Annotated in this window: 13 protein-coding genes; 4 read left to right on the top strand and 9 right to left on the bottom strand. The window is 27.6% G+C overall.

Going from position 1 to position 12183, the window contains the following annotated elements:
* Window positions 1-217: 217 nt before the first annotated feature.
* From ACRC03_RS01700 to ACRC03_RS01685, 4 genes are read left to right on the top strand one after another with little or no spacing between them, the layout of a single operon-like run.
* Window positions 218-580 carry a hypothetical protein gene (locus ACRC03_RS01700; protein ID WP_438650822.1) on the top strand — a complete coding sequence of 121 codons (363 nt, stop codon included), beginning with the start codon at window positions 218-220 and terminating at the stop codon, window positions 578-580.
* 55 nt (window positions 581-635) lie between these two features.
* A complete protein-coding gene (locus ACRC03_RS01695) occupies window positions 636-1268 on the top strand; it encodes a hypothetical protein (RefSeq protein ID WP_438650821.1) in 633 nt (210 codons plus the stop codon).
* Entirely contained in the window at window positions 1268-3430 is a 2163-nt protein-coding gene (locus tag ACRC03_RS01690; protein WP_438650820.1) for a hypothetical protein, read from the top strand. The genes ACRC03_RS01695 and ACRC03_RS01690 overlap by 1 nt, the downstream gene beginning before the upstream one ends.
* Window positions 3423-4589 (top strand): phage DNA encapsidation protein, encoded by a 1167-nt coding sequence (locus ACRC03_RS01685; protein WP_438650819.1) that lies wholly within the window; start codon window positions 3423-3425, stop codon window positions 4587-4589. Before ACRC03_RS01690 ends, ACRC03_RS01685 begins: the two co-directional genes overlap by 8 nt.
* A 23-nt stretch (window positions 4590-4612) precedes the next feature.
* On the opposite strand, the gene ACRC03_RS01680 is transcribed toward ACRC03_RS01685, so the two are convergent.
* The 9 genes from ACRC03_RS01680 to ACRC03_RS01640 form a co-directional block, all read right to left on the bottom strand.
* Complete coding sequence (locus ACRC03_RS01680) at window positions 4613-5179, bottom strand: N-acetylmuramoyl-L-alanine amidase family protein (RefSeq protein WP_438650818.1); 567 nt, start codon at window positions 5177-5179, stop codon at window positions 4613-4615.
* Window positions 5179-5346, bottom strand: a complete 168-nt coding sequence (locus tag ACRC03_RS01675) for a YvrJ family protein (protein WP_438650817.1) — start codon at window positions 5344-5346, stop codon at window positions 5179-5181. Before ACRC03_RS01675 ends, ACRC03_RS01680 begins: the two co-directional genes overlap by 1 nt.
* Window positions 5347-5404: 58 nt before the next feature.
* Window positions 5405-7180, bottom strand: a complete 1776-nt coding sequence (locus ACRC03_RS01670; protein WP_438650816.1) for a glycosyl hydrolase family 28-related protein — start codon at window positions 7178-7180, stop codon at window positions 5405-5407.
* 1 nt (window position 7181) lies between these two features.
* Window positions 7182-7862, bottom strand: coding sequence for a hypothetical protein (locus ACRC03_RS01665; protein ID WP_438650815.1), 681 nt, complete (start codon window positions 7860-7862; stop codon window positions 7182-7184).
* Entirely contained in the window at window positions 7822-8658 is an 837-nt protein-coding gene (locus ACRC03_RS01660; RefSeq protein ID WP_438650814.1) for a hypothetical protein, read from the bottom strand. Before ACRC03_RS01660 ends, ACRC03_RS01665 begins: the two co-directional genes overlap by 41 nt.
* The gene (locus ACRC03_RS01655) at window positions 8651-9646 is read right to left on the bottom strand and encodes a hypothetical protein (protein WP_438650813.1); all 996 of its coding nucleotides are present in this window, start codon (window positions 9644-9646) and stop codon (window positions 8651-8653) included. The genes ACRC03_RS01660 and ACRC03_RS01655 overlap by 8 nt, the downstream gene beginning before the upstream one ends.
* Window positions 9606-10874 carry a glycoside hydrolase family protein gene (locus tag ACRC03_RS01650; protein ID WP_438650812.1) on the bottom strand — a complete coding sequence of 423 codons (1269 nt, stop codon included), beginning with the start codon at window positions 10872-10874 and terminating at the stop codon, window positions 9606-9608. Before ACRC03_RS01650 ends, ACRC03_RS01655 begins: the two co-directional genes overlap by 41 nt.
* A gap of 32 nt (window positions 10875-10906) precedes the next feature.
* A complete protein-coding gene (locus ACRC03_RS01645) occupies window positions 10907-11806 on the bottom strand; it encodes a hypothetical protein (protein WP_438650811.1) in 900 nt (299 codons plus the stop codon).
* On the bottom strand, window positions 11806-12183 hold a 378-nt coding region (locus tag ACRC03_RS01640), incomplete at its 5' end, for a hypothetical protein (protein ID WP_438650810.1). The genes ACRC03_RS01640 and ACRC03_RS01645, both read right to left, overlap by 1 nt.

Genomic DNA, 12183 nt, shown 5'->3' with positions numbered 1-12183 from the left:
AATACCGTTACCTGTTTCAGAAACACAATACAGAATTATAAAAATGTTCTGTTTGGTAAATAACATAAAATATTCAGACCTAACAAAAATACTTATAAAAGAAATTAGCAAGGAAGGAATAAATTATGAAAACAACAATGTATAAAATATGGTGTAATATGAATAATGTTACAACATCAAATTATAAAAATTTAACTAAATTTATGGAGGTAATGAAATGGCAATAAGAAAAGAATTATTCAATAAAATAAAGGAAATATCTAATTCAGGTTTAGAAATAATGAAAGGAAGGGATAAAGGAGATATACAAGAAATATTAAACGATACATTAACAGTAACTAATTATGAATTTGGAAAAGGTGAACAAGGTGATTATGTAGTGTTCATAATAAAAGACAATGATACTGAATTTTTCTTCGGTTCATCGGTAGTAACTGAAAATTTCCTAGCACTTGATAACTTATTAAATGAAGAAGAAAAGATAGAAATATTTAATACAGGTATATCAATGTCAATACATCAAAAGAAATCTAAGAACAATAGAAACTACACTTATAACGTATTTTTTCCAAATAACTAATTAAAAAGGTGGTGGCTCTTGTCATCACCTTAACTCACATCAAGGGGGGGTAAATATGTCTAAAAAAGATATAATATCAAAAATAATAAATCAGGCTAATAGTTTAAATAAAAAAGTTAAAAAATTTAAAGAAAAAGGTGTTGAGGACCATTTAGATTTTATAACATCATTGTTCAACAATAAACAGATGCAATATAAAAAAGATGATAAAGGGAATATAATTTCATTATCAAAAGCTGGTAAAACATTCTACAGTAAACAAAATGAATTACAATTAAAAAGAACATTATCAATTTTAACTAAAATAAATAATCACGATGTATACGGAACTGTTAAAAAATATGAAAAAACTGTTAACGATAAGTGGGTCACATTAACACACACTATAGAAGAATATCTATCAGATAAAGGGTATCCAATAGACCAAATAAAACTTATCACAACATCAAACAACTTCATAAATACACTATCAGTCGCATTAAATAACATAGAAAAAGGATTTGGTTCAGAACAAATAATTGAAAAAACATTTTTAAACTATCAACAATATACAATGAATGAAGTTGACGTGAAAAAAGCTATTTCCGACCTTGAATATGGGGCATCAAAAACACGACAAATAGATGATATGTCTGAAAGGTTTAAAAGGTTCTTAGAAATGGAAAAAGATGAAAGAGGGAAAAGATAATGAATGAAAAAATTCTAAATAAAACTTATTTTTGGGATATTGAAACATCAACAATAATAACTGATTGTAAACACGAAATGCAAGTAACATATCTTTCTAATGTTATAACTTTTGATATAACAGCTGGTGTTATAACTGAAAGTAAATTTTTTAGAACTATTTCAGAAACTATCGAATATTTTCTCAATCTTCCTAATTGCATCGTTTGGTCACACAACTTGGATTATGAAATGACATTCTTATTAAGAGAAACGCAAGGAACAGGAGCAACATCAGATTTTAATAAAATGTATGAAAAAGAAGGACAAGATATAATATTAAGAGATAAAAATTCACCACTATCAATAACATTAGTAGAAATTCCAAATATCACATTTAGAGATAGTTATGCATTATTTAATAAATCCGTAGCAGCATTAGGTGATGAATTAGGCTTACCTAAACTTGATTATAATTACAAAATTATTCGTTTACCTTGGGATAATTTAAAACAAATTGACTATGATTATAATGAAAGAGATAATGTAATAATAGCTCTTTCTTTAGATAAATATATGAAAGAAAATGATATTAATATTAATGAAGTACCGCTAACATTCACTTCATCTGTAAGAAAAAGTAGAAAAAATTTCATATCTAACAATTATGGAAGTAAACAATTAATAAAATATTATTACGATAGATACAATTCATTCACTTCATTTGATTTTATGGACGATTTGATGAAAGTATATCAAGGTGGACTAACAACATCAAATATAAAACAAACATCAAAATTAATAGACAACAAAACAACAAGTGGAGTAATAGGACTAGATATTAAGTCATCTTATCCGTTTCAAATGTGTACTATGAAGTACCCCATTTTTGATGTTGACAATACACAATACGGTCATATAGCTAATGAAATATTTTTACATAGCAACTACAAAGGTTTTGTCGGCATGTTTAAATTCACCAACATAAAAGTAAAAAATCTTGATTATTTGCTACCAATTTCATCTTCACAAATAAGAAAAGGAGGTATAAGTGAAAAATATGAATTATTCAATGGTAAATTATTATCAGCTGACTACATACTCATTCCTTGTACCAACACAGACATTGACGTTATAAAACTAGTTTATAACTTTGATACAATACAATGTGAGAGAATAACAACAGCTACAAAAGAACAGTATTTGAGAAAAGAAGAAGTAGCTTTTTTGTTACATAATTTCTTAAATAAAGAAACAAAAGAAGGAGAAGTAAAAGCTAAATCAAAGTTAATAATAAATTCAATGTACGGTGTAAAAGTGTCTAATCCCATTAAAGACCATTACGAAATTCTTGACGGTGAAATACTCACACACGATTATTTTGACTATACAGAGGAAAAAAGGGAAGAAATGTTTAATATATTTTTAGAACAACAAAATTTATATGGTGGCTCTATTGATGTCTATTCGCATGGTGTATATATAACATCATATGCTAGAAAACAACTAGTAGAAATGATAGTATATGTTGTTGATAATGGTGGAAAAGTAGTATATTCAGATACTGACTCAATAAAATTTTATTGTAAAACTAAAAAAGAACAAAATAAATTAATAGATAACATACTATCAATGAATGAAATAAAAATAAAAAATAATAAAAGGTTACCTCGATTTAAGTCTTTTAAAAATGATTTTAAAATATCAGATGAAGAATATAACATAATAACATCTTTGGGAATATGGGAAAAAGAAGACATGCATCCTCACAAATTATTTATGACCTATGGTGCTAAAAAATATGGTTATATAACATACGATGATAAAATAAATACAACAATAGCTGGATGTAATAAAAAGAACGTTCCTAAGGTAATCAAAAATGTAGCATCTAAAAACAACATTACATTAGAAGAAGCTTTTACTTTTGTTTTCTCCCCAGGGACTACTTTTGACGTGACTGCATCTGGAAGAACTATAGCACAAAAAGAAAAATTAAACCCTCTAGATATGATCAATATGACTTACAAAGGAAGAAAAATAAAACAATTCGGTGGAATAGTAATAAAAGACACAACATACACGTTAAATATGACATTAAAAGATAGTAAAATATTAGGATACAATGAAACTGATTTAGAAATAGTGAAAATAGATATTGAAGGAGATGTTAAATTTGAGTGAAGAAATAAAATGGTATCGATTAGATGAAATATTAAAGAAACAAGCACAGTATTACATAATCATAGGAGAACGTTCAAACGGCAAAACATATGCTACATTACAACATATAATAGATAGTTTCTTTAAAAATGGAACACAATTTGGATATGTAAAAAGATTTGATGAAGATATAAAATCAAAATATATGAGTGAGGTATTCTCTCATTTAGAAGAATACATACTAGAAACATATAATAAAAGAATAAAATTTTATCGTGGTCAATGGTTATTATATGAAGACGGTGTTAGTGGAAAAATATCAGAATGTGAGGTTTTTGGATATGCATTCTCTTTAGCACAGTCAAACCGAGTAAAAGGAACATCATACCCAAGTGTTGACGTAGTTCTATTTGAGGAATTTATGTCAATAGATTGCACATATTTACCAGATGAAATAAATTTGCTTCTTAATCTTGTATCTACAATAGCAAGACATAGAACATCAGTAAAAATATTTATGCTTGCAAATACAATAAGTAAGTACAATCCCTACTTTTCATCATTAGGTTTAAAAGTACACCGTATGGAAAAAGGGAAAATACTACATAAAACATTTGTCGATAAAAAAGGATTTAAAACTTCTTTTGCATTAGAACGTACTGAAAATGTAAATGTATATGACAATTCAGATAATAAAGACAAAATAGTGTATAACATATTTGGCGATTCCGGTGTAGGGTCTATGATAACAAGTGGAGATTTCGAGGTGCATAAATACCCAAAAACAATAGACAAATATACCTTTGAAGAAAATAAAAATCTTGGAAAAAAATATATAGGAAAACAATATAAAACAACTATGGTATTAAGATTTGAGGACTATTTTTATAGAATATACTTGATTGATGATAACGTAAAATTTATATCAGCATATAGAGAAATAAATATAAATACAATTAATTTTAAAAATACAACTCACATCATCAACGGTATCATACCTTTCAAAAACATAGTGAATATAAATAACATAATGTCATTTAATGCAAGTGAATACAACAACCTATTTGATGTGATAATATCAACCATAAAACAAAGAGATTTTATAATAATTTCAGATGATGATGGAGAAAATATAATAAATGGTTATCGACTAGCCGGATTATCGTATATCCACAAATAAAAAGACCCGATAGGGTCTTTTTATTAATGACATTTACATTCACAATCATTCTTTTTATTTAATTTTAAATTTTTAACTATTCCTTGAGTGATAGCATTTGCACATTTATCAATGTTATTTAGCATATATTTACATTCTTCTGTATTACTCATAAAACCTATTTCTACTATACAAGCTTTACATTTAGTATATTTTGTAACGTAATATTCCTTTGATTCCTTTATACCTCTATTTCTCAAATCAATATTATCATTTAAACTATTTAATATATCTTGTCCTAAATTCAAATTATTCTTGTTATCGTACACCCACACTTCAAACCCATTAGCTTTTTCATCAGAAAAACTATTGCAATGAATAGAAATAAATCTAGATGCTCCTACGTTATTACTTCTTTTTACTCTTTCAACAAGTGATAAATTAACATCGCTATTTCTCGTCATAACAACTTTACAATTATATTCTAGTAACTTGTTATATACTATTTTACCAACTTCTAAATTGATATGTTTTTCCATGACATTTAGTTTTTTATTAAATGCCCCAGAATCTCCACCTCCGTGACCACAATCAATAACTATTTTTTCCATCACGAAACCCTCCTACCTTCTAAATTATCAATTCTATTATCTATTGTTTTCAAAGTAGAAGATAATTCACTTATTGTTTTATTCAACTCTTGTTGTTGGATATACATAAAAATACAAGCAACTATTGGAAAACCAATATTTGATATTAAATTACTTATTTCAGTCATAAAATCACCCCTTTATGACGATTATAGCATAAAGAGGTAAATATTGTCATTAATTGTTTTATTGCATTCTTTCTATATTTATAAAAGTAAAAACATTACTGTCACTTTTTCCTTCTATACTTACATCTTTAGCAGAACCAGAACACATAACCAAGACCCTTATATTCTGACCACTTTGTAACCACAAAGTCGCACTTCCACTTAATGTTATTTCATTGTTCATTGAGCCACCTTTATTTAGATAATTTTCATAATCAATTCTGTAGCTCTTACCGTTACTTTCTACTATAAACAATGAATTATTAACATTAGTGTCTTTTATATTTGTTAATTTAACAGTTGTTGTTATTCTAAAAAATCCACCGTTTAAAGGAGTAAATAAACCTGTGAGCGTACTATATTCTCCCAAACTATCAACAATTACATCATCACATTTTAATACTGCCTGTGAGCTATCACCTGTCACACTAGCTTGATTTGCTGTTAGCCTTGCAATAACAAGAGTTTTCATGTCTTTCAAATTGTGAACACCTTTTTTTGACAATTCTATCCAAGTTGAATTTGTTTTATTGAAATAATAACCATGTCTAACAATGTATTCATTTTCTTTAAAGTTATTACCCTCTATTATTAACTTAGTTGTAATATCATTTGTATAAGTTACAAGAGGACTATTAACATTTGTTAAAAAACCACCTTTTGTCGCATCGTTATTTGTTATCCTAAGCATTTCACCACCACGAACATCAAATTTCCCTTTTAACAAACAACTATCAACTGTTAAAGTACCACCTTGCAATAAAAAAGGTTTATCAATGCCAAATAGTTCAGTATAAACATTTTGAAGTCTAAAATCACCACTTCTAACATCAACACAGGATTTATAATTTTCAACAACTCCACCTATAAACGCATTATTTTTCCCATTTGCATGTATTATTGCTGTACCGTTATTTGTGTGTGTATATTCGCCCCTAACTTCACAGTTATAAAATATATTCGCATTACTATCGACATTATCAAACCATAATCCGTCAGTACATCTAAATATTTTACAAGAATAAAAACTATTTACCCACGTATAACCAAGTTTTATTCCTGACGTGTTAGCTAGATTGTTTCCTTCTATAACAACATTATAAAATTGATTTAATTGGCTTGCACTACCAGCAGAAGGCACATTTTGTTGAATTGATATAGCAATTTGGTTTGGTAATTGTAATTTTATGTTAGTATTATCAATTATTGTATATAAACAGTTTTCCATATTTATACCAATATTTCCATAAACTAAAAGAGTACCACCCATTAGTTTTATATTCCTTCTCAAATTAATTTGAGAATTAACTCTATATTGTTTATTTTCAAGTATAACAGTTACTACGTTATCACCAGTCATTCCTTGCGTTTTTGTAAATGCATAATCTATTGTATCTTGAATTGCTTTTGTATCATCGGTAATACCATCACCTTTTGCACCAAATCTTTTTACGTTTATTTTTAATTCTCTTAAAGTATCTAATTCATTCTTATTAGCAACCAATTGAGAACTAACATTATCTATTTTATTATTTAATCCTTCAAATAAAGTTACGTTTATTAAGTTTTCAAGTGTGCCATCATTTAACCATTGTGTAAGCTTTTTAGTTACTTCTAAACTCAAACCTTCATTAACTAGCCATTCGGTAAGCTCATTTGTGTCATTACATTGTTTAACACACTCATTTATTTTAGTAAAGAATTGACATAATAATTCTTGTATAGTCATACCTGGATAATCATATGCACTAAATATATTACAGTTTAAATCGCTAGGTTTTAAATTTTCTATCATATTAAAACACCCCCATAAATAATTCACTTAATTCATTTTCAAATATTTCAAGTGTTACATTTCTTAATGATGACCAATATTTCACTATAGCATCAGCATCTGTTTGAATACCTATGTTTCCTGTCATAGTCCTAGTTAAATTTTCAATGTTATTTATTTCATTTGTTTCTTTTGCAATATTTGATAATTTTTCACTATCATTGTTAGTAGATTCTATTAAAGATGATTGTTCATTTTTAGTTAAATTTGTTACTACATCAAATTTATCAATGTCAATTTTTGTCTTAGGTGCATCTTTGTATAATTGTTTATTGTTGTTTGATGCACTTGAATTGTTATTACTAATAACAGCTCTATCACTATCAGAATTTATTTCTTTAGTGACGTCACCGTTCACAACTCTATTAATTATTTCAGTAACATCGTAGTTATCTAATATTCTTTGTTCTAATTCTTGGGACATATACAATTTGTTGTAATATGGCATTTTTAAATTAAGAATTGTTTTTAATCTATGTTTAAAAAGACCTATTGTTTCGTGTGCTATTTCTTCTGTTAGAAAATAATCCTTAAATAAATTTTCAAAAGTAGGTTTATAATCTACATTGAACATTGGATAATCAAAGTCAAATATTTCAACATTAGTCAGTATCTGATGTAATGTTAGTGTGTAATGTGCCATCAAGTACACTCCTTTTTTCAACTTGTATATCTATGTTGAATTTTAATTTTATTTCATCACAAAATTCTTGTCTACATTCAAACATCATATCAAGTATAGTGTTTAATAAATCATTATTAGCGTTTACTTCATCAGTTATTAGTCGCTCTTTTTTATCTGTATTAGCATTGTTTATAGCGAGATATGTCATCACTTTATTTCTATAGAAATTTTCATAGTCTGATAATTTATCTAGTAGATAAGGAACTGTATTATCAAGAATATCATCTTGTTTCATTTGTGAAGAAATACCTTTTTCTCTAGTGAATACAACAAATTTAAAGTCTTGTATTTTCTTTATAATATTTTTAGCTGTTAATATACCGTCGCGTGACGTAGCAATAATTTTGGGTATATTCATTTGAAAAAGGTTCACTTCTTGAGTTGACTCTATATCTGATATTCTCTTTGCAAATATTGACAATGTTTCAATATCTGTTGAACTAGTAGGATTATTTTTTAGTCTGCACACTTCATCACTCGATACTTGTTTATCATAGCCATTGAAACCATATAGACGGTATTCGTTAAATTCATTGTATACATTTACTTTTGATACACCGTGCATAGGCAGAATTGTAAGAAGTCCCGTTTCATTTATAAAACCACCTAGTAAACCGTGTGAAATTAACATTTCCTCTAGCCTATCCGTTGTTAAACCTAAAGGTAAATTAGACCATTTAAAACGTTTTATAGCTAGATTTAAAAATTCACTTAATAGCTCTTCTTCTCTATTAATTGCATTATCTTTACTCAATGAATACACCCCTTTCTAATATTGATATTATTTTATCTGTATATATATTATCTATTTTTCCGTCAATGTCTGGACTAATGAATTTTATATATCCTTTATAATTTTTAATGTCGATAGTATCATAGTTGTTATATTTATTACCATATCTATTTACAAAATTATTTATTTTATTTTTTACATTATCTTTTATTGAATATTTAATCACTTTTACACTATCACAATCAAATGCTATCCTTGATGAAGGTGTTCCAAATGATGATATTGAGTTTGGAGTTAATAATGTATCTTGATTTCTTGCATCTATATTTTTTATTTCATTTAAACCATTTATTGAATTTGCTACACTATTTAATCCAACACCTATTCCAGCACCTGGTCCCATAGTAGCTCCAGCACCAATAGTTTGACCGACACCACTTATAGCAGACATAATATTTGATGTTACTGTTGACTTCCTATTTTGCATTATAGTATTTGCATTTGCATTCATATAGTTAGTCCCTTCATTAGTTGCTGTGGGTAACATCATTTGATTAAGATTTGTTATATTATATACACTACCATTATTATCACCTTTATACCCTTCTATGAAATATCTTTCAATAGGTTGATGTGATAATGCGTATCTTCCTTTTATTGTGCACTGTGAAGGCATATACTGAGGGTGCATTACTAATGGTTCACATTCACCGTCTGTTAACACATAATATGTATAAGGGTAAAAATCTGTTATATTTGTTTTAGGTACTGTAAATGGTGTATCTTCGAAGGTGATTTGTGTTATTTCTGTTGCTAATTCCACTATTTGTGTTACCATTTTCCATTTATTTTCAACGTAAATAGGTAATGTAATGTCTGATTTTTGACTAAATGTATTACAAAAAGGTAAGCGTATAATTCCAACTAATGAAGGGTGGTCGCTTAGTGTAGTTGGTAAGTGTGGAATATTAATTTGGAAGCCACCCGTTCCCGTCATTTTCTGTAACATATCCGTTTATACCTCCGTTTACGTTTATAGTTGATATTTTTCTAACTTCATATTTTTTATTAAAAAACATATTACATTCTTGTATTCTTCGTAATCTTAAACCTTCTAATGGTATTCCATTAGATGTTATTTTGAAATTTTCCCATACAGTACGAATGTAATTTTCATTTGTGGGGTCTTTTTTTATTGCTTCCCACACATCAGTATGATATCCAGAACCTGTAATTGTACCTACTCCACAATTATAAGATAGTGATAAAAGTGCGTCAAATTGATATTGTTCTGTTATACCACCTACTATTAAAAGGTTTTTTATTACATTTCCGTAATTTGTGTTTTTAAGGTTGAAAGATATTTCAGCTCCCATTTGTTCTGTGATTGGTGATTTGCTTACTAAGTCATTGTATATGTTCGGTTCTCCATGTGCTGTTACTCCATATGCAATTGTCCAATAACCACCTGAATCTTGATATTTAGAAGGTGCAAAACCTTCATAACCTTTTATAAATCTAAATCCACTTGATGAAATTATGCCATTTCGCCAATCGCCACCAACAGAACCTCCACCTTCCGAACCGTCTGTATCCATTAATGTATAAGTTGGTTCAGGGTATGATGTTTCAAGTTCCATGAAATGTAATGGATATTGAATACCATCTATTATAGTTAGAGGTTTCATTGTCGGACTTGGTAGTGTTGATACACCTGTTAATTTATTATTTTCAAAAGTTAATTGTTGTTGTTTTATCCCATTAAACATAGCGAACCATTTATATTGTTTATCCATTTTTGTTACTGTTTGTGATATTGTGTGTTCTCCTATGTTTAACCCTTCGTCGAAATTAGTTATTTCAGATATTGTACATTTTTTACGTTCTACAAATGATTTTTTTATTGTTATATCAAATAAGAATGTATTTAACACATCTATTTCGTAATGTAATCTTGTCATTTCTTCATCAATGTATTCTTTTCTTATTATGAAGCAATAAAGGTCTTTAAATCCATTATTCCATATTACATAGTTAATGCCTTCTGATACTAAATAGTCGTAATTATAATCTATTATGAATGTTTCACCTTCACGAATATATCCTTCTTCTGCTCCTTCATCAATTAATATATTTTGAAAAGAATTGAAATAGTCATTTTGTGATGTTTTTGTGTCGTGTAGTTTTATGTAGTCGTATTTATTATCATAAGTATAATTTTTAATTAGTTTTATCATATTTAAAGGGTGGTTTTACCCACCCTCACCTCCTAAACTAGGTCGTCTTTTATTATTGCATATGGATACCAAGTTGTATATGAAAGTAATGTTTCAGTTACAAGATGATAGTTTATAAATTTACCTTTTGTGTTTTTAATTGAATCAATATCATAGTATGTTGGGTTTATTTTTAAACATTTATGATGGCATAATACACCGATAGCACCTATTTTTGATTTTAGGTTAGGTATTACCATTTTAGTAGTTTCATTTAATTGTGCAACTGATAAATTAAATGCACCAGCTAACCATTCTACTTCCGTTTCAACCTCAACATCTGAATCTATGAATAATATTAAATCGCTTGATTTTGCATAATTCGTTTTATCTGAAAATACATTTGAATATTCTGTCATTTTAGGTATTGTTTTCTTTATAGCTTTTACGAAGGCTTTTGATGATGTTTCATCTGCGATTGGTTTTACTGATATTATATTATCTTTTTCACCTTGAGGTGATGATACTAATGCCTTTAATGTATTTAAACAGTCTGTGTATTCGTCTACTTCTTTTCCCGTATGTAGTTGATTTAATATAGTATTAGCCATTGTTGATAATGCTGATTTAGTTGTGAATCCTTTTCTCATTTGTTTATTTTGTATTGTAGCGTCATATCCATGGTCAACTGTGTTAGTGTGATATTGTACGAATGTAGTAGGTTTTGTTCTATCTAATACATTAGCACCGCTAGGGTCGTATCCTACATCTGTACTACGTTCTACATATATTTCCTCTATGTCTGTTGCTCCTTCTATAAATTCACCTATTATTCTTGTTAATGGATTTTTATATACTGTATTTGAAAATTCTTGTTTACCTATTTTATTTAATACTGAATTTAGAAATTCTTGTTTAGTTTGCGTTAATGTAGCTGTTGGTTGTATTGCCATTATTCGTCATCTCCTTCTAATATAGTTTTTATTTGTTTCTTTTCTTTATTTGATAATTTATCGTAAAAATCTTTTCCAAGAAATTCTTCGTATTCATTTATTTCATGTGTTTCATTTATTGTAGTGTCATTTGTTATTTTTAGAAAATATTCTTGATTTTTAGTGAATAACTTTTCATTCATATCTTTTAATTTTTCATTTTCTGTTGTTACTTCATTCAATTTAATTATTTGTTGTTGTAATTTTAATATTTTTTCATCTGTCGTTTCATCTGTCGTTTCATCTGATGCTAATAATTGTAATTTCATTGGTACATTAAAAACACTTGACATTATTTTATTCACCTTTTCTTTAAATTTGTTGTAGTTATAAAAGGT

The organism is Romboutsia sp. (assembly GCF_051659545.1).
Taxonomy (GTDB): domain Bacteria; phylum Bacillota; class Clostridia; order Peptostreptococcales; family Peptostreptococcaceae; genus JBOFOR01.
This window is presented reverse-complemented; position numbering and strand designations above follow the sequence as displayed.